This is a genomic window from Meiothermus sp. Pnk-1 (assembly GCF_003226535.1).
Classification (GTDB): Bacteria; Deinococcota; Deinococci; order Deinococcales; family Thermaceae; genus Allomeiothermus.
The window spans coordinates 481,983-499,963 of record NZ_QKOB01000001.1 but is presented as its reverse complement, the minus strand read 5'-3'; the positions used below and the strand labels follow the sequence as shown (position 1 = coordinate 499,963).

The 17,981-nt window shown below is 65.2% G+C and carries 20 protein-coding genes, 1 tRNA gene and 2 pseudogenes; 8 read left to right on the top strand and 15 right to left on the bottom strand.

Annotated elements, in window-relative coordinates:
* Positions 1 to 79: 79 nt before the first annotated feature.
* The 15 genes and pseudogenes from DNA98_RS02560 to DNA98_RS02495 all read right to left on the bottom strand — a co-directional run bounded on the left by DNA98_RS02560 (position 80) and on the right by DNA98_RS02495 (position 14,021).
* The gene (locus DNA98_RS02560) at positions 80 to 1,111 is read right to left on the bottom strand and encodes an ABC transporter ATP-binding protein (RefSeq protein WP_233493017.1); all 1,032 of its coding nucleotides are present in this window, start codon (positions 1,109 to 1,111) and stop codon (positions 80 to 82) included.
* Positions 1,084 to 2,226 (bottom strand): ABC transporter permease, encoded by a 1,143-nt coding sequence (locus tag DNA98_RS02555; protein WP_233493015.1) that lies wholly within the window; start codon positions 2,224 to 2,226, stop codon positions 1,084 to 1,086. The genes DNA98_RS02560 and DNA98_RS02555 overlap by 28 nt, the downstream gene beginning before the upstream one ends.
* Positions 2,227 to 2,402: 176 nt before the next feature.
* On the bottom strand, positions 2,403 to 3,305 hold the full coding sequence (locus tag DNA98_RS02550; RefSeq protein ID WP_110525258.1) for an ABC transporter substrate-binding protein: 903 nt from the start codon (positions 3,303 to 3,305) through the stop codon (positions 2,403 to 2,405).
* A gap of 193 nt (positions 3,306 to 3,498) precedes the next feature.
* Positions 3,499 to 4,731, bottom strand: coding sequence for a CaiB/BaiF CoA-transferase family protein (locus DNA98_RS02545; RefSeq protein WP_110525255.1), 1,233 nt, complete (start codon positions 4,729 to 4,731; stop codon positions 3,499 to 3,501).
* Positions 4,732 to 4,792: 61 nt separating this feature from the next.
* The gene (gene cax / locus DNA98_RS02540) at positions 4,793 to 5,863 is read right to left on the bottom strand and encodes a calcium/proton exchanger (RefSeq protein ID WP_110525253.1); all 1,071 of its coding nucleotides are present in this window, start codon (positions 5,861 to 5,863) and stop codon (positions 4,793 to 4,795) included.
* Between the two features lie 46 nt (positions 5,864 to 5,909).
* Entirely contained in the window at positions 5,910 to 6,068 is a 159-nt protein-coding gene (locus tag DNA98_RS17730; protein ID WP_158531590.1) for a hypothetical protein, read from the bottom strand.
* Positions 6,069 to 6,119: 51 nt separating this feature from the next.
* Entirely contained in the window at positions 6,120 to 7,235 is a 1,116-nt protein-coding gene (locus DNA98_RS02535) for a zinc-binding dehydrogenase (protein WP_165364053.1), read from the bottom strand.
* A 127-nt stretch (positions 7,236 to 7,362) separates the two neighbouring features.
* A complete protein-coding gene (locus DNA98_RS02530) occupies positions 7,363 to 8,436 on the bottom strand; it encodes a class II aldolase/adducin family protein (protein ID WP_110525249.1) in 1,074 nt (357 codons plus the stop codon).
* A gap of 48 nt (positions 8,437 to 8,484) precedes the next feature.
* Positions 8,485 to 8,778 (bottom strand): hypothetical protein, encoded by a 294-nt coding sequence (locus DNA98_RS02525; protein WP_110525247.1) that lies wholly within the window; start codon positions 8,776 to 8,778, stop codon positions 8,485 to 8,487.
* Positions 8,779 to 8,826: 48 nt separating this feature from the next.
* Positions 8,827 to 9,306 (bottom strand): YbaK/EbsC family protein, encoded by a 480-nt coding sequence (locus DNA98_RS02520; protein WP_110525426.1) that lies wholly within the window; start codon positions 9,304 to 9,306, stop codon positions 8,827 to 8,829.
* Between the two features lie 6 nt (positions 9,307 to 9,312).
* Positions 9,313 to 10,416: pseudogene (locus DNA98_RS02515) on the bottom strand (M20 family metallopeptidase); the annotation flags it as partial.
* A 21-nt stretch (positions 10,417 to 10,437) separates the two neighbouring features.
* On the bottom strand, positions 10,438 to 12,360 hold the full coding sequence (locus DNA98_RS02510; protein ID WP_110525245.1) for a bifunctional diguanylate cyclase/phosphodiesterase: 1,923 nt from the start codon (positions 12,358 to 12,360) through the stop codon (positions 10,438 to 10,440).
* Positions 12,361 to 12,742: 382 nt separating this feature from the next.
* Positions 12,743 to 12,818 (bottom strand) — tRNA-Ala (locus DNA98_RS02505).
* 37 nt (positions 12,819 to 12,855) lie between these two features.
* Complete coding sequence (locus DNA98_RS02500) at positions 12,856 to 13,440, bottom strand: Uma2 family endonuclease (protein WP_110525418.1); 585 nt, start codon at positions 13,438 to 13,440, stop codon at positions 12,856 to 12,858.
* A gap of 2 nt (positions 13,441 to 13,442) precedes the next feature.
* A complete protein-coding gene (locus DNA98_RS02495; protein WP_110525243.1) occupies positions 13,443 to 14,021 on the bottom strand; it encodes a Uma2 family endonuclease in 579 nt (192 codons plus the stop codon).
* Between the two features lie 284 nt (positions 14,022 to 14,305).
* Between DNA98_RS02495 and DNA98_RS02490 the strand changes: the two genes are divergently transcribed.
* From DNA98_RS02490 to DNA98_RS02460, 8 genes and pseudogenes are all read left to right on the top strand, one after another.
* Positions 14,306 to 14,674 (top strand): prepilin-type N-terminal cleavage/methylation domain-containing protein, encoded by a 369-nt coding sequence (locus DNA98_RS02490; RefSeq protein ID WP_110525241.1) that lies wholly within the window; start codon positions 14,306 to 14,308, stop codon positions 14,672 to 14,674.
* Positions 14,675 to 14,725: 51 nt separating this feature from the next.
* Positions 14,726 to 14,794, top strand: a pseudogene (locus tag DNA98_RS18470) (prepilin-type N-terminal cleavage/methylation domain-containing protein); the annotation flags it as partial.
* Between the two features lie 90 nt (positions 14,795 to 14,884).
* The gene (locus tag DNA98_RS18000) at positions 14,885 to 15,079 is read left to right on the top strand and encodes a hypothetical protein (RefSeq protein WP_233493014.1); all 195 of its coding nucleotides are present in this window, start codon (positions 14,885 to 14,887) and stop codon (positions 15,077 to 15,079) included.
* Entirely contained in the window at positions 15,070 to 16,518 is a 1,449-nt protein-coding gene (locus DNA98_RS02480; protein WP_110525237.1) for a hypothetical protein, read from the top strand. The genes DNA98_RS18000 and DNA98_RS02480 overlap by 10 nt, the downstream gene beginning before the upstream one ends.
* A gap of 51 nt (positions 16,519 to 16,569) precedes the next feature.
* Positions 16,570 to 16,953, top strand: coding sequence for a HEPN domain-containing protein (locus tag DNA98_RS02475; RefSeq protein ID WP_110525235.1), 384 nt, complete (start codon positions 16,570 to 16,572; stop codon positions 16,951 to 16,953).
* Positions 16,954 to 16,958: 5 nt separating this feature from the next.
* Entirely contained in the window at positions 16,959 to 17,228 is a 270-nt protein-coding gene (locus DNA98_RS02470) for a nucleotidyltransferase domain-containing protein (protein ID WP_233493013.1), read from the top strand.
* 118 nt (positions 17,229 to 17,346) lie between these two features.
* On the top strand, positions 17,347 to 17,646 hold the full coding sequence (locus DNA98_RS02465; protein WP_110525231.1) for a nucleotidyltransferase family protein: 300 nt from the start codon (positions 17,347 to 17,349) through the stop codon (positions 17,644 to 17,646).
* The gene (locus tag DNA98_RS02460) at positions 17,636 to 17,980 is read left to right on the top strand and encodes a DUF86 domain-containing protein (protein WP_110525229.1); all 345 of its coding nucleotides are present in this window, start codon (positions 17,636 to 17,638) and stop codon (positions 17,978 to 17,980) included. The genes DNA98_RS02465 and DNA98_RS02460 overlap by 11 nt, the downstream gene beginning before the upstream one ends.
* Position 17,981 lies beyond the last annotated feature (1 nt).

Sequence of the window (17,981 nt, the reverse complement as noted above, 5' to 3'; positions counted from 1 at the left end):
GGCAAAACCCAGCGCCCACCCACCGATCTTGGAGCCTGACAACAGCCTCATGATGGCCGCGAAGCTTTCCACAGGATGTCTAACCCGCCCCTTCCCGCGGTCGTCCCAAAAACACCCCTCCCCTACCATCCCCGCTAAACCGGGCCCCTTTGCTCAGGGCCAATACCATGCTCATCCAGACCTCGCCCACCACTTCGCCCGCTTCGTTTTGCACCAGCGCCCGGTCGCTCCCGGCGGCGATCATCTGCGAGAGCGCGTCGCGGGCGGTGGCGGAGAGCGAGAGGAGGGGCAGGCCGTCCGGGCTTGGGCCGCCCGGCAAGGGTTGGAGCAGCTCGGAGAGGGGGTGGCGCTCGAGCACCAGCAAGGCCCGGCTCTCCCCCAAAAACCGCTCCACGAAGGGGGTCCGGGGGTGGGTCAGCAGGCGCTCGGGGGGGTCTAGCTGTTCGATCTGGCCCTGGTTCATCAAGCAGATGCGGTCGGCCAGCCGCACCGCCTCCTCGAGGTCGTGGGTGACGAAGAGGACGGTTTTTCTCAGCACCGCCTGGAGCCTCAAGAACTCCTCTTGCAAGCGGGCGCGGGTGGGCGGGTCCACCGCGCCGAAGGGCTCGTCCATCAGCAGAATCGGCGGATCGGCGGCCAGCGCCCGGGCCAGCCCCACCCGCTGGGCCTGCCCGCCGGAGAGCTCGCGGGGGTAGCGGTGGAGAAAGGTCTTTGGCTCGAGCCCCACCAACGCCAGCATCTCGCGGGCCCGGGCCACGCGACGCTCCTTGGGCCAGCCCAGGAGCTTGGGCACCACCCCGATGTTCTCGAGCACGGTCATGTGGGGAAAAAGCCCGATGCCCTGGATGACGTAACCCATCCCCCGCCGCAGCTCCACCGGGTCCAGGTCCATCACGTCCCGGCCGCCCACCAAGACCCGGCCCTCGCTGGGTTCGATCAGGCGGTTCACCAGGCGCAAGAGGGTGGTCTTGCCGCACCCCGAAGGCCCCAGCAGCACGCACAGCTCGCCCTGCGCCACCTCGAGGCTCACCCCCCGCAGGGCCAGGGCCTCGCCGTAGCGCTTGACGACGTTCTCGAAGCGGATCATCCCACCCCCCGCGGCCTCAGCCATCGCCCCAGCCGCCGCAGCAGCACGTCGGCCAACAAGGCCAAGGCGACCACCGGCACGACCCCTAGCAGCACCAGATCCGGCGCCCCGCCCTCCACCCCGCGCAGGATAAAGAAGCCCAGCCCACCCGCCCCGATGAGGGCGGCGACGGTGGTGAGGCCGAGGGTGAGCACGGCGGCCCCGCGCACCCCCTCCATCACCAGGGGCAACGCCAGCGGCAGCTCCACCTGCCAAAATAGCTGCCGCGGGCTCATGCCCATTCCCCGCCCGGCCTGGCGGAGCTCCTCGGGAATGGCCTGTAGCCCTGCCCTGGTCCCGGCCACGATGGGCAACAGCGCGTAGAGGGTGAGCGCCAGCACCGCCGGGGCCGCCCCGATCCCCCGCACCCCCGCCTCGGCGAGCGGCGCGTTCAGAGCCAGGTGCAGCGGATCTGGACCCAACAGGCCAAAGAGCAACGCCCCGATCACCGCCATGCCCAGCATCCCCACCGGCAGGGCCACCGCGAACACCGCCCAGCTCCCCACCGCCCAGAAGGCGCGCACCAGCAAAGCCCCAACCGCCAGCGTGGCCAGGGCGACCTCGAGGCTCAGGGCCCTGGAAAGCCACGCCAGCGGCACCAGCAAAAGGCCGAAGAGGGCCAAGGAAGGGATGGTCTGCAAAAACCCCACCGCCCCCACCACCCAGCCGAAGCTACGTCCCCTCGAGGCCAGGATCCCCAACGGAACCCCGACCAGCACCGCTTGGATGAGGGCGCTACCGGAGAGGGCCAGGTGCCGCCAGGCCTCGGTGCCGAACTGGGAACGCCAAGCGTCCAACTCCACCACAGGGCCCATCCGGTCGAAAACCCCCAGCCAGACCAGGGCGGCCAAGGCAACCGGAGCCGTCCAGGTGGCCCGCCAGCCCGCCTCGCGGTAGGCGGCGAAGAACGCCAAGTAAAAAGCCGGGATGCTGAGCCAGAAGCCCCCCCCTGGAGAAACCCGGGCGAACTCCCCGGCCCCCGCCAGCAATCGCCCCGTCCCGGCGAAGACCAAACCGCCCCAGAGCAGTACCCCCAACCCCGCGACCAGCCCGCGCCAGGCCCCCTTGAAAGCGGGTAGCGCAAGCCAAAGGACCAGCATACCCGCCGCCCAAAGGGGCTCCAGTCCGAACGCCGTGTAACCCACTCCGGCTGAGATACGCGTCGGCTTGAGCACCAACCAGGGCCCCCAAAGCGCCCCCAGACCCAGCCCCGCAGCCAACCACGCCACGGGGTGGACCAGAAACGGACGCCGAGTTGGGCGCAAGCCCTCCACCGCTACTTCAGGAGGCCCTTGCCCTGGAGGTACCCCCGCGCCACGTCGGCCGGGTTCTTGCCGCCTACGGCCACTTGGGCGTTCAGGCTCGAGAGGGTGGCTTCATCCAGCGCGGCAAATATGGGGTTCATCAGCCGGGCAATCTCCGGGTATTTGTCGGCTACGGCCTTGCGCACGGTGAGGGCAGGCTGGTACACCGCCACCGCGCCCTGCGGGTCGGTGAGGGCCACCAGGCCGAGGGCCGCGATCCCGCCGTCGGTGCCGTAGGCCATGGCGGCATTGACCCCGCTGGTGCCCTGGGCAGCGGCCTGTTCGGTCTGGGTGGTGTTGCCGCCGGGGAGGATGAGCAGTTGCTCGGGCTTGAGCTTGAAGCCGTAGACCTTCTCGAAAGCCTTGAGGGCGTCGTCGCGGTCCACAAACTCCTGGCTGGCCGCCAGCTTCACCGGCTTGCCCGCGTTGACATACCGGGCGAAGTCGGCGATGGTCTTGAGGTTCTCCTTATCGGCCAGGGCCTTGGGCACCGCGATGGCCCAGGTGTTGTTAGCCGGAGCCGCCGCCAACCAGACGACGCCGTTTTTAGCGTCCAGCTGCTTAGCCTTGGCGTAGGCTTGGGCGGCGTTGCGGGCGTCTATTTTCTCGCCCGGGAAGAACTGGGTGACGGCGGTGCCGGTGTACTCGGGGTAGAGGTCGATCTCGCCCGAGAGGAGGGCTTTGCGTACTACCGCGGTGGGACCGAAGCTGCAACGGTCGCTGACCCGGAAACCGCCCGCCTCGAGGACCAGCTTGGTCATCTGGCACAGCACCGCCCCCTCGGTATCGATCTTGGAACCGACCACGACAGGACCCTTTTGCGCCAGGGCCAGGCCCATCCCCAGCGCAACCAAAAAGGCGAATACCTTGTTCATGCTCTCCTCCCGGGGCGAGCCCCCATGGACAAACAGGCCTCTACGGTGGGGGGCTCGTTAGGTCTGCAACATAACACTCCGGGTTTTCCAGTTTGTCAGCAAGCTCACCTAGCGCCCCGGCGATTTGGGTGCGGAGGTCTCCTGCGGCCCTAACGTCCTCGTCGTACGCCCAACGCGAGGGATTAGCGCGATTTTACCGTAGCTTGAGTACCCCGGCCTGGGCCAGCTCGAGCACCTCCGGCTCGCCCAAGCCCAGTTCGTCGCGCAAAACCTCGAGCGTATCGGCCCCCAAGAGCGGCGGGGCACGGCGGATCGCGGCGGGGGTGCGCGAGAGGTGCCCCAGCGGGCTGCCCAGGAGGGGAATCCGTCCGAGCGTGGGGTGCTCGACCTCCTCCTGCATCCGCCGGGCCTGGGCCTGCGGCTCGGCGAAGGCTTCGGCCAGGTTGTTGACCGGGGTGGCGGGAACCCCGGCCTGCCGCAACAGGTTCAGCCAGTGGTCTCGGGGCTGCTCGCGCAAGATTTCCGCGAGCCGAGCGACGAGTTCGGCGCGGTGCTCGACCCGGCTGGGGTTGCTCTGGAAGCGGGGATCCTCCCACAGCTCGAGGTGGCCGATGGCCCCGCAAAACCGGCGGTACTGCTCGTCGTTGCCGATGGTGAGCATAAACCAGCCGTCGGCGGCCTCAAACGCCCCGTAGGGCACGATCTGGGGGTGGCCGTTTCCCAGCCGCTCTGGGAGCTTCTGGGTGAGCAAATAGCTCTGGGCCAGGTTGGCCATCGCCGCCAGGCCCACGTCGAAAAGGGCCAGGTCGATGTGCTGTCCTAGGCCGCTGGTCTGCCGCTCGAACAGCGCCGCCAGTACCGCGATGGCTCCGTTCAGCCCGGTCATCAGGTCGATCCAGGCCACCGGCACCCGCATCGGCGGCCCCTCCGGCTCGCCCGTCACCGACATGATGCCAATCAGCCCCTGCACCGCCACGTCGTAACCGGGCTCACCTCGCCGCGGCCCGGTCTGCCCGTAGCCGGTCACCGAGAGGTAGATGAGCCGCGGGTTGAGGACAGCTAGGGTCGCGTAATCCAAGCCGTAGCGGGCCAGGTCACCCACCTTGTAGTTCTCCACCAGCACATCGGCCCTCTCCGCCAGCCGCCGCACGAGTTCGGCCCCTCGAGGGTCCTTCAGGTTGATGGCCAAGCTTTTCTTATTCCGGTTCACCGAGAGGTAGTACGCACTCTCCCCTTTCGGCCCCGGCTTCCAGCCGGCGCATCCGTCGGGTTCGATAAAGGGAGGCCCCCAGCTGCGGGTTTCGTCGCCCCACAGGGGTTCAATTTTCCAGACCGTAGCCCCCAGATCGGCGAGTATCTGGGTGCAGTACGGCCCAGCCAGCACGCGCGAGAGGTCGAGAACACGAAGGCCGGCGAGTGCGCTCATGGGTATATGGTCGAGAGTTGGGGCTTGAGGGTCAAGACGTACAACGCCGAACAGTACGAGACTACCTCGGCGTGAAGAAGAACGCGAAGCCTAGCAGCACGTAAACCCCCAGCAACAAGAAGCCTTCCAGCCAGTTGGTCTCCCCGTCGCGTACCACCGCGTTGGTGGCGATGATGCTGGCGGCCAGGGCGGCCAGCTCGAGGGGATTTTGGAATACCAGGTTCATCGGCTGGCCGATGATCCAGCCCAACAGGATGAGCAGCGGCGCGACCAGCAGGGCGATCTGGAGGGCCGAGCCGATGGCGATCTGCACCGCCAGGTCCATCTTGTTCTTGATGGCGAAGCCGATCGCCGCGAAGTGCTCGGCGGCGTTGCCGACCAAGGGGATCAGGATGATCCCCACGAAGAACTCGGACAGGCCCAGCACCGAGGTCGCGGCCTCGAGGCTGCCCACCAAAAACTCGGCCATCACCGCCACCCCTGCCGTGGCCGAGGCCAGCACTCCGATCGAGACCGGAACGCTCCAGGTGGCCGGATGGTCTTCGGGGTGGGCTTCGTCGCGCCCGCTCACCAGGTCGCGGTGGGTGCGCAGGCTGAACCAGATGTTGGCCAGGTACACCAAAACCAGCACGATGGCCGCCGCATGGCTGAAATCGAGGTCGGGCAGGGTGGGGTCTACCCGAAAATACGTGCGCTCGGCCAGGTCGAAGAAGGCCGGGAGCAGAAAGGCCACCATCGAAAGCGCCAAGAGCGTCGCCATGATGTTGGCCGAGTTGGCGTTGAAGCGCTGGGTGTTGAAGCGCAACCCCCCCAGGAGGATCGAAAGCCCCAACACCAGGAGCAAGTTGGAGAGGATCGAACCGGTGATCGAGGCCTTCACCACCTCGAGCTTTCCCGCCGCCAACGCCACCCCGGCGATGATCAGCTCGGCGGCGTTGCCAAAGGTGGCATTTAAGAGCCCGCCCACGGTGCTCCCGGTGCGGGCCGCGAGCTCCTCGGTGGCCCGGCCCATCAGGCTCGCCAGCGGCAAGAGGGCCAGGGCCGAGGCGACGAAGATCCATACCCCCGGAGCGTGCATTAGCTCGAGCAGCAAAGCGATCGGTACGAAGACGAGGAGGATATAGTTCAGCATGGCCGCATTGTAACGGAGTGGCTAGCGCGGCGGCTCCGCGCCGCCCCTAACCTCGAGGGGCCAGCACGTAGATGAGCAAAAACACCCCAACCACCGCCAGCCCCAGAATGACGTAACCGGTAAAGCTCGCGCGCTGTACGGAACGGTCGGGGTCGGTGCGCTGCCCTTCCAACTGGCTGTCTTTTTGCTCGGGTGTCTCGGGCATACCTCGAGCCTAGCCCGGCTCGAGCCCTGGGGTTTTGCGTTACCCCACACCTCAGGGCGCGAACACGATCTTCGCTCCCTTGTGGGTCACTGCGGCCTTGATGGCCTCGGGCCAGGCCTCGAGCGGATATTTCTTCGCCACCAACTGCTCGATCCCCTCGGCGTAAGGGAGCATCTTCACCGCCTCGGCAAAGTCGTCCCAGCTATAGCAGTAGCTGCCGAAGAGGCGCACCTCGCGGAACCAGTAGGGCGAGAAGTCGTGCCAGGCCTGGCCGGGGGCGCCAAGCAGCACCACCCGCCCCCCCTCGCGCACCGCCCAGCTGGCCTCCTGAAGCCCGCCAGGGCTGCCCGAAGCCTCGATTACCGCGTCGAAGCCGCCACGCCAGGCGGTGGCCCCCAAAGTCCCCCGATAGCGCTTGGCCCCGTAGGCCTGTTGGGCCTCGGCGGTGGAGGCGTGGGTGGCGCTGGCCCCCAGGGCCTTGGCCAGTTCGACCTGACGGCTATGGCGGGCCACCACGTGGACCGGGCCCGCGAAACCCAGCACCCGCAAAGCCTTTACCGTGAGCAGCCCGATGGTTCCTGCCCCGATCACCAGTACGTCCTTGGGCCAGTCCTTGGCCAGCCCCTGTTTGACCCCGCGCACCACCACCGCCAGGGGCTCGGTGAGCACCGCCCGCTCGTCGGGGACCCCTTCGGGGATGGGGTGAATGCGCTCGCGGTGGGCCAGGATGCGCTGGCTCCAGCCACCCGGCAACTCCGCGCAAAAGCCGAGCAGGTTGGAGGAGAGATTGCCCTCGGCGATGTTCTGGCAGAGGTGGTCTTCCCCGCGCGCACAAGCCGGACATTCCGGCAGGCCGCGCTCGAGGCAACCGAGCACCGGGTTCACCGCCACCCGCACCCCGCCCAGCTCGGCCAGGATCTCGTGACCCAGCACCGCCGGGAAGGAGAAAAAAGGCGAGAGCGCGGGGGAGTTCTTGCCGTAGAGCAACGCCAAGTCCGAGCCGCAGATCCCGCTCATCCGCACCCGGAGGCGCTCATAGCCGTGCAGGGGTTCGGGCTCGGGGAGGCTTACGCACCGGAGGGGGAGCGCCCGGACCGGGAAGCGCTTGCCCAACAGCCGCGCCGCCACAAAGCGAGGAATGGACGCTTGGTACAAGATAGCCTTCATCATCGCCCGGCTCGAAGAAAGGCGGTGGGTGGCCTTGGCGGGAAGGGCAGGAGCTTGCACCATACAAACGCGACGCGGGGTCTGCAGACCTACCCCCTACTATAGCTCCAGACCCACCCGGTTGCGGCTAGGTCATCGGGACGGTCTTGAGCAAGCGGCCCTCGATGCGCTTTAGGATATCGTCAATGCTCCGCCCGGTGATGGTCAGGCCGTGGTTTTTGAGGCCCACGATGGCCCGGCTGGGGTCTTTGGCCTCGCGCACCTTCTCGGCCACGGCCTCGGCCAGCTGGTACGAGCCACAGGGGTAGTTGAACTGGGTGGCGGGAGCCTCCTCCATCCAAGCATGGACGTGGATGATGGCCCCCACCGCGGGGTGCTCGCGGTAGATCATCCAGTGCTCGATGGCATCCACGCTAACCCGGCGAGGTTCTATCGAAGGCGGCACCGACAGGACCATCAGGTTCTCCTGGGCGTCATAGTCCTTGACCATCAGGAAGTCGCGGCCCACCTCGCGCATGTTGCTCTTGTCCACCCCGCTGGCCGACATCCAAAAGCGCTTGGCGTCCTTGCGCACCGAGAGGTTGCCGTAGGAGAGCCCGCCGATCCCGTAGAGCCTTTTGACGTGGCGAAGGTCCTCGGGGGAGAGGATCTCCTCGATGGGGAAGGGCGCTGGGAGCAGGTCCCACTCGGCCAGTTTGGCCCCGGCGCGGGAGAGGGCGCGGGTGAGCTCGTCCCCCTGCCACAGTTCGGGCTCGAGGTCGGGATCGAAACGGTTATTGACCACCAAGGTCGAGCTGGCGATGGGCCGGATGCGCTCGTAGACCCGCTCGGCGAAGCCCGGACCGTCAGGTTCCATGTAGTGGCCCAGCTCGAGGGTCAAAAAGTGCGCCCCCTCGCCCGGTACATACAGCACCATCTGGTTGGAGAGCGCCCTGACCAAGTAGGGGTAGAGCGAGGCGATGGGGTCGGGAGGCATCTGGGGGGTCTCGAGGAAGGAGATCACCAAGGTGCCCTGGGCTTTACGTCGGTAGGGCCGGGGGTTCTCGGCGGTGATCTGGTTGAGCACCAGCCGGGGAGTCTCGGGGTTTTCCTCGTAGCGGTACCCCTTGGCCTCCAAGACCGCTCTGAGCTCCCGCATCAAGCCCCTAAGGCCAGGGGTAGCCTCACCCACCAGGGTGAATACCGGGGATTCATGTTTCATTGCCACCTCCTGTCATAGCGCTGCCATACACTAGCCTACCAGGCTGTTCTACTCTACCGAAACCCACTCCCGGATCGGCACCAGTTCCCCGCCCTCCACATTTTTGCGGGTTGGGCGGTAACCCCGGTCAAACCAGACCTCGAGCACCGCCCGATCTAGGGTCTTGGGGCCGATGACGGTCTTGCGCACATAGTACCCGTTCTCATCGGGAGAGATCTCCCCGCCCTTGGTCAGCCGTAGCTCGACAATTTCCCCGCTCTTGCGGGTGCGCACCCGCACCAAGAAGGCGCCAGGCCCCTGGGGTTTGAGGTGCTCATCGGCGCGGCGAAAAAAGCTGAACATTTGGGGATAGCTTAACCCCCCATGCCCCACCTTCAAAAGCAGGCGAGGTCACTTCATCGGCACGGGGCGGCCTCCGGTGAGCCGCAGCAGCTCGTCCGGGGTGAGGCAAAACACCGCCTTGGGCGTCCCGGCGGCGGCCCATAGCTGTTCGTACTGTAGCAGGTCGGGGTCGATGAGGGCCTCGAGCCGCGTGGCGTGCCCCAGCGGGGGAACCCCCCCGATGGCAAAGCCGGTCACCTCCCGCACAAAGTCGGGGTCGGCCCGCTCGAGGGGCTCCCCGACGGCCTCCGCTACCTTGGCCTCGTGTACCCGGTTAGGCCCGCTCACCAGCAGCAGATAGGGTTTGCCGGAGTGTACCCCCTTGAAGATCAGGGATTTGACGATCTGGCCTACCGCGGCCCCAACCGCCTCGGCGGCCTCCTGGGCAGTGTGGGTGGAGCGGTCGTGCTCGAGGACCTCGAGGTGGCCGAAGCCGCGCTGGCGTAAAAGGTCTTGGACTTTTTGCGCCGATGGGCTCAGTTTCTTCACGACGGCCAACTCGTCCAGCAAGCCCGCCAGCAGCGCCACCCGCTGGGGAATCTGCGAAACCATCACCCGCTCGGTCTTCTGGTGGGCGTCGGCCCCGAAGAGGCCCAGCCCGTCCAGGGTGGGAACCCCCAGGGCGGCGGTGAAGTTCCCGTCCGACCCGCCCCCCACCCGGCCCGCGCCCAGATGGAGCCCCAGCTGGGCACCGATGCGTCTAGCCCGCTCGAACAGCTGTAGGGAGGCCTCGCTGGGCTCCATCGGCGGGCGGTTGATCCCCCCCTCGAGGCTCAGGCGTGCCCCAGGCAGGTGGGGCTCGAGCCCCCGAAGGGCGCTATCTACGCGTTCGGCCTCGCTCATCTGCCAGACCCGCAGGTCGATCAGCACCTGGGCTTCGTCGGGCACCACGTTGCTCACCGTGCCCCCCTGCACCACGTTGGGGCCCAGGGTGGTACCTTTTTCCCAGTCCTGCAAGGCCACCACCCGAGCGATCTGGTGGGCCAGCTCCACGATGGCGTTGACCCCCTTCTCCGGCTCGACCCCCTGGTGGGCGGCCTTGCCGTGCGCGGTGAGGCGATACTGCCCCACCCCCTTGCGGGCCACCTTGAGGTCGCCATTGCCCATAGGGGCCTCGAGCACCAACACCCAGTCACTGCGCTGGGCCGCCCTCTCGATGGCCGCGCGGGAGGCCAGCGAACCCACCTCCTCGTCGGGGGTGAACAAGACCTCGAGGCCGGGCAGCCTGAGCCCCAGAGCTTCCGCCGCCCGCAAGGTCCACAAGAGCTGCACGATGCCCCCTTTCATGTCGTAGACCCCGGGGCCAAAAGCCCACTCCCCCTCGAGCTTCCAGCCGAAGGCCCCCACCGGGTGCACGGTATCGAAATGGCACAGCAGGAGCACCTTAGAGCCTGGCCCTGGGCGCTGGAGGGTAAGCAGCGGCCCATTTGGGGTCTCTTCCCGGCTCAGGGTGCCCAGAGGGGCGAAGTGTTCTGCGATCCAGGCGGCCACGTTTTGCAGCCTGGGAAGGTCGAGGGAAGGAGCCTCGAGGCGGATAACAGCCTCCAGGTCGGCCAAAAACTCGGGGAGGTGGGCCTGGGTGTACTCGAGCACGTTCATAGGAAGTATTGTACGCACCCCTCATAGCCAACCCGACAGCGGGGCCATCCGCAAGATCTCCACCGGCACCGGGCGCGCCACCCCGTACCCCTGGGCCAGGTCGCAGCCCGCCTCGCGCAGCCAGCCGATCTGCTCGGTGGTCTCTACCCCCTCGGCCAACACCCTGAGGCCCAGGCCATGCCCCAGCGCGATCAGCGAGCGAAGGATCGCCTCATCGTGGGGGTCTTTGCCGATCCCGGCGACAAAGTCCGGGGCAATTTTGAACAGATCGACCGGAAAGTGTTTTAGGCGAGCCAACGAAGCAGGGCCAAGGCCAAAGTCGTCCAGAGCGATCCGCACCCCCATAGCGCGCAGGGCCTCGAGGTGGACGATGATCTGCTCCTCCTCGGGGGTCAGGCTCCTTCCAAAGCCCAGCGCGGTGATCTCCAGCCATAGCCGGGCGGGCTCGAGCCCGCTCTCTGCCAGGGCTTGCCGCACCCACTCCACCACCTCGGGCGCGTGCAGGCTTTTGGGAGAGAGGTTGACCGAGACCTGTAATCCCAGCCGGGCTGCCTCCGAGGTGGCCCGCCGCAGCACAAAGCGGTCGAGGCTCTGGATCAATCCGCTCTCCTCGGCTACAGGGATGAACGCGCCGGGCAGGACCAGCTCGCCCACCCGGTACCAGCGCAATAGCGCCTCAGCCCGGTCCAAGGCGCCGGTCTTCAGGTCCAGGATGGATTGGTAGTGCAGCGTCAGGTCGTCTTCCTGGAAAGCCTGGTGCAGCGCCGCCTGGAGGGCCAGCCGGTCTTGGGTGTGGCGATCGTGATCGGTACGGTAAAACGCAACGCCTAAATCGTCCTCCTTGGCCCGGCGCAACGCCGCGTTGGCGGCCCGTAGCAGCTCCTCGAGGCTGGCCCCGTCCTCGGGGTACAGCGCCACCCCCAAGCTGGCTTGCACGTAGACCCTTTGCCGGTGCCCGGGCAGCTCGAACGGCTCCCCGAAGCTCAGCAGGATCCGCTTGGCGACCTCGGCCACCCCGCTCAGGTTGACGTCGCTGACCAGCAGGGCGAACTCGTCCCCGCCCCAGCGGCAGAGCACATCCCCGGGCCGCAGCTCGGCTTGCAAGCGTTCACCTACCCGCTTGAGCAACAGGTCTCCGGCAGGAGCCCCCCACGTGTCGTTGATCTCCTGGAAGTGATCCAGATCGAGGATCACCAAGGCCACCCCCATCCCTGTGCGGTGGGTGCGGGCCAGGGTAGCCTCGGCGATCTCGCGCAGGAGGTGGCGGCCTGGCAGGCCGGTGAGGGGGTCATGGTAGGCCATGCGCTGGATCTCGCGGCTGGCCCCGCGCAGCAACGGGAAAAGGCTCATGAACACCAGGGCGAACACCCCCAGCGACCCCCCCCAGGCCCAGGCTTGCAGCCGCGAGACGCGCTCCTCGAGGGGGGCCACGGGCCGGTAGACCTGGTACGCCCCCACCACCCGAGCCGCCACCCGAACCGGGACGACCACCTCGAGCCGCCCCTCCGTAACCCTGGCCGAAACCGCCCCTTCCGCCAGGGCTCGCCTGACCCCGTCCTGCTGGATCGGATGGGGATCGTCGGGGTAGATCAGCGCCCCTTGGGGGCTCCACACCCGAACCTCCACCCCACCCAAGCGGCCAACCCCCTCCAGCCGCCTCCGCCAAGCTTGGTACGCCGGCTCACCCGGCAGGAAATCCTGCGCCGAGACCTCCCCCACCCAACCCGCCACCAGCGCAGCGGTCTCGCGGGCGCTATCCTGTAGGGCCTCCTGGGCCATCCGCTGGCTGAGCCAATAACCAAACCCCCCCGCCAGCAACAACGTCACCGCGAGCCCCAGCAGGGTGAAGCGCTGGGGTAGATTCAGACGGGGAAGGTGCACTGGGCGGTTCAGGTTGCGCCAAACTCCCCGAGAAATGCGCGTGGAGTATTTGGTTCTATCCATAACCTTGGCGGCATACCAATCAACACTTCCCTCCTATCTTGCCGGAGGGATGTAAATAGGGCTTATAAAGATGTATCTAGGGGGTCGTACGTCGTACGCCATACGCAATACGCAAAACGCCAGACGCTAAACGCGGGGGTAGATTCCCTTCGGGACAGCCTATGGCTGTACACCTAGGGGACGATCCCCTAGCGGGACGGGCGGTGCCCGTACACCCGGGGGACGATCCCCTTCGGGACGAGCAAAGCTCGTACACCCGAGGGACCGATCCCCTGCGTACGACGTATGACGTAGGACGTCTGACGTCTGACGAATCAAGTTACCCGTGCACCGGGCTCCGGTAAAAAGAAGCTCCCCGGCAACCCTGCCGGGGAAGATTTTCTGGTGGAGCTGAGGGGATTCGAACCCCTGACCTTCTGAATGCCATTCAGACGCGCTCCCAGCTGCGCCACAGCCCCAGAGCAAAGAGAATACTAGCCGCCTGCGCCCCTCTTGTCAAGCATCGGGATCCTCGGGAAGCCGGTCGGGCAGCTCTATGCCTTCGTAGATCTCCTCCAGCGAGAGGCGTAGCGAAGGGCAGGGCACGCGGACCTCCCCCGCCCCCACCACCTCGGTGTAGAGCCACTGCTCCCCCTGGCGGTAGTACCCCTCTGCCCGGCGCACCCTCGAGTCCACCAGCAAGTACGCCTCCAGGCTGGGGATGCGGCGGTAGTGCTCGAGCTTCTCCCGCCGGTCCACCACCTCGGTAGTCTCCGAGAGCACCTCCACGATCAGGCAGGGAGACTCCTTGTAGTAGGGGTGGGGGTCGTCGGCGCACACCACCATCACGTCCGGGTAGTAGCTGCGCCAGTTGTCGATCTTGAGCTTCATGTCGCTCATGTAGACCCGACAAGGGCTTCCCCGCGTCCCTCCCCAAATCCGGGCAAAGATATTGCCCGAGATGCGGTTATGAATGTCGCTGGCCCCCGCCATCGCATACATCACCCCGTCCACCAGCTCGTGCTTGACCTTGGCTTTTTCCTCGGCCGCCAGGTACTCCTCGAAGCCGAGCCGGGTCAGCACCTTGGCCGCTTCGCCCACGCTCACCCCTCCTCCTGCCACTCTTGCGGCAAATCCAAGCCCTGGTAGATTTCCTCCAGGCCCAATTTCACCTCCAAGCAGGGCACGCGGACCTCCCCCGCCCCCACCGCCTCGGTGTAGAACCACTGCTCGCCCTGGCGGTAGTACCCCTCCGCCCGGCGCACCCTCGAGTCCACCAGCAAGTACGCCTCCAGGCTGGGGATGCGGCGGTAATGGGCCAGCTTCTCCCGCCGGTCGGTGGCCTCGGTGCTGGCCGAGAGCACCTCGACGACCAGGCAAGGCCGCTCCTTGTAGTACTCTCCGGCATCCGGCTGGCAGAGCACCATGAGGTCGGGGTAGTAGCTGGTGTCGCGGCCCACCCGCAGCTTCATATCGCTGGCGTAGAGGGCGCAGCCCCTCTGCCGGGCGGCGGGCCCCAGGGCCATCACCAGGTTGACCACGATGCGGTTGTGCCGGTCGCTGGCCCCGGCCATGGCGTACATCACCCCGTCCACCAGCTCGTGCTTGCGGGGGGCGCGCTCCTCTAGGACCAGGTACTCCTCGAAGCTGAGCCGTGCCAGCAGCTTGGCTGCTTCGCCCATAGGCCCATCTTATGCGTTTTTACAGTTTGTTTAAACCTTCGCGGCACACTCTTGCCTAAGGAGGCGCAGTGCTTCATTCCCCGGTATCCCTTGCTCTCTTGCCCCCCTGCGCCTCCTCCCTCCTAGGTGCATTCGTCACAAGCCCCCCGGCGGGTGAACCCTAGGATGGTAGACGTAGGCCGTTGTCTTTTCGTCGTCACACCGGCAATAGGCCCTCTCGCCAGCAGTACCCATACCGCGCCCATATCCATATACATGGCGCGGCCCCTAGAAGGAAGGAAAGTATGCGCAAGAACAAGACCAAAGGCTTCACCCTCATCGAGCTCCTGATCGTCATCGCCATCATCGCCATCCTGGCCGCGGTGCTGATCCCCAACCTGCTCAACGCCCGCAAACGTTCCAACGACACCGCCGCCATTGCCTACACCAGGAACGTCGCCACTGAAATTGAGGCCACTCGTGACTCCACCACGGGAGCCGTAACCGCCACCAGCTGCCCCTCGACGATCAACAAACCCGCTGTGGTAACGGGCTGCTCAGTTGCAGTGCTAAACAACAGCACCGATTTCCAGGTCACCGTCACCTTCTCTAACGGCTCCAAGAGCAAAGCTTTCTACGACAGCTCCAACGGTCAGCTGGTCCTCTCTAACTAAGCGAGGCATCCAAACCATCTTTTGGGCGGGGGCTCCCCCGCCTTTTTGCCTATGCGCAAGCACGGATTTACCCTCATAGAAATCCTCTTGGTGCTAAGTATCTTGCTAACCCTGGCAGTGGCTCTCGTAACTTATAGCTTCCAAGCTTGGAGCCGCGCTCGTGAAGCAGCGCTTCGCCAGTACCTATACGAAACACGGGGAGTAGCCTTGGTGTTTCACACCGACCACGCCCGCTACCCGCGGGACCTCGGCGAACTCACGGATGGTGGCCTGCGCCCTCCCCGACCAGAGTACCACTTCGTCTACGCCGGTGGGGACGCGGATAACTTCTGCGCCTGGGGCCAGGCGGGTCAGATCACCCTGCGAGTGGAAGCAGCAGGGCTTAGTCTGGGGGCATGCCCTTGAGGATTAATCCCCTGCGATTTGGCCCCTGGCTTCTAGGCGGTTTTGCCCTACTATTTCCTCTGGCCTTTCTCCCCGGCACGCTGCTCTGGCCGGTAAAGGCCTTTGACGACCCCATCAGTGCTTCTAAAGAGCTGTTTATCCTGCTACCTAAGCTGATGCTTTTAGTTCTAGCCGGGGTTGTCGGCCTCCTGAGCGTCAAGAGTTGGTTGCGGCAGTACTGGCGAGAAGCCTTCCCGGTACTGCTGCTTATTCACCTTCTGTTGGTGGGACTCTCTAGCCTAAACGCCCGAGATGAGTGGGCCTTTACACTCCTGGGACCCTCCCGTCGCCTGGATGGACTCATCTACCAAGCAGCCCTGGCGTCGTGGTTGCTCTTCGTCTACTGCCTCCTGCGACGCCGCCCGGAGGCCATCTCTTTGGCCCTTTGGGGAGTATTCATCAGCGGAATCATCGAAGCCATTAGTGTAATACTCTCCTACTATCAGCTAGATCCTCTTCCTCGCCTAATCTACTTTTTGGCACCCCAAAACCATCCCTTTGAAGGGACTATCGGTAACTACGGGATGCTAGCAGGGTTCTTACTGGCCGCCACAATAGCCGGGTTGTGGTTAAGCTGGGAGCGGGGTAGCTGGGTACTGTTGGGGCTGGTGCCGCTGGGTATGGCCTTGGGCATCGGGAGCAATCGTTCAACCTTGCTGGGAATCCTGCTTGTCCTGATCGCCCTTAACATTGCCCTACGTTCGAAACAGGTCTTCTTGATGAGCCTCCTGCTCGCAACCAGCTCTCTAGCTGCCCGGGAGCTGCCTGCGCCCCTGAAAGACTGGCGCGATATTGGGTCTTTTTCTACCGGCCAAAGCCGAATATATATCTGGAAACTCACCATGGCAAAACTGCGCGAAATCCCCTTAGCTCCTTGGCTTGGGGGCGGGCCGGATGCCTTGCGCTTAGCCCAGATGCGCAACCCTCCTCTTAACGACCCTAATCTAGTCCGTATCTACCAAATCGAGTTGGGTTGGCGCGACCTCCCTACGGGGGTGGAAATCTACCAGGAACCAGGCCGCCCCATCCGCTCGCGCTGGCTTCTCTTTCACTTTGCCGAGTACAAGGGGGAGAAAAACGCCAGTGTTCTGGTTCCTTTCGGTGTAGATCGGGCGCACAATATGCTCCTCGATCGGCTAGTGAGCTACGGCCTCTTCGATGCACTGTTGTGGGCGGTGCTGTATCTAGCTCCTCTGGCCCTATTTCGCAGGCGCACCCCTGAAGCCGTCCTGCTAGCCTCCGCCGCTCTTGGGTTTTTGGGCTACTACCTGTTTTGGTTCCCGGTGGTACAGGTCGAGCCCATCCACATGGTCTTTGTCGCCATGGCCTGGGCCATGCTCAGCAAGCCGGCTGCTGCGAAGTCCGCCGAGGAGGGTAAGGCCGAGCTAGCCCGCGCGTAGGCCCAGGCCGGTGCCTACAACACTCCGGGGGCTTCGGCATATACTGGGAGGGTGCGTGTTGAGGCCGAGCGGCTGCTTCTGCAGGCCCAAGAGGACCTAGCCTCAGCCAGGGTGCTTTTTCAGGGAGCGAGGTTCTATGCAGCAGCCTTTTTCGGGCAGCAGACTGCAGAGAAAGCCCTGAAAGCCCTATATATTGAGCGCTTCCTGAAGTTGCCTCGCACGCATGACCTTATCGAGCTAGCCGAGGCTTTGGGTGCGGAAACTGGCCTGCTCGAGCAAGCCCGGTTACTTACTCCGGATTACCTGCTCACCCGCTACCCGGATGCCGCAGGAACGGTTCCTGCTCGTCTCTACCGGCAAGACGAAGCCAGGGATCGCCTTGAAGCCGCCAAGGAGATTTTGCAATGGGTAGAGTCCCAGCTACAGAGAGACTAGTCGAGGTGCTGGCCGGAGCAGCCTTACCCATCGAGCAAGCTTGGCTCTTCGGCTCGAGGGCCCGGGGGGATGCTCTGGAGGATAGCGACTGGGACCTCCTGGTGGTCTCGGGCGCATTCCGGGGGGTTCCTTATCTGAAGCGGCTCCAAACGCTCTACCGCCTTCCCCTACGCCGGGCCGAGTACGTGGCCCTCACCCCAGAGGAACTAGAAGCCCGCCAGAACGAAATTGGCATCGTGGGCGAGGCGTTGCGGGAGGGGATCCGGCTCCTCTAGGCGACTCCCGCAACCCCCCAAGGGCCAGCAGCCGGCCATTGCCTTGCGGTGCGTGTTGAGGCCGAGCGGCTGCTTCTGCAGGCCAAACCTCAGCGGCCCTTCTGCTACCCTGAAGGGGATGCTACGGGACGAGGCGCTGACCATCCTGAGGGCTCAATTTCCCGAACTATCCCGGCGCTTTGGGGTGGCGAGCCTGGCCCTGTTCGGTTCGACGGCGAGGGGGGAAGCACGCGCCGATAGCGACGTGGACGTGATTGTCGAGTTCGAGCCGGAGGCCAGGGTAGGGCTGTTCGAGCTATTCGAGCTGAAGCAGGCGCTGGAAGCAGGGCTGGGGTGTGCTGTGGACGTGGTTACACCGGATGGGCTACGGCCCTGGATGCGGGAAAAGGTGCTGAGGGAGGCTATTCGTGCCGCCTAGGGACTGGGTGCACTGGTTAGGTGACATATTGGAGGCTATTCAGGACGTGTGCAGTTACACCCAGGGTCTGGATTTCGAGGCTTTTACTCGAGACCGGCGCACCCTCCAGGCGGTGGTGTACTGCTTTATCGTCATCGGCGAGGCCGAGCGGCATATCCCGGATGAAGTCAAGGCCCAGCACCCCGAAATCCCTTGGGAGAAGATGAACGGGATGCGAAATTTCCTAGTGCACGAGTACCCTTGGATCAGTTCTCGAATTATTTGGGATACAGCGACGCAAAACTTACCCCCCTTGCTCGAACCCTTGCGCCGGATTTTCGAGGCTCAGGGGTGAG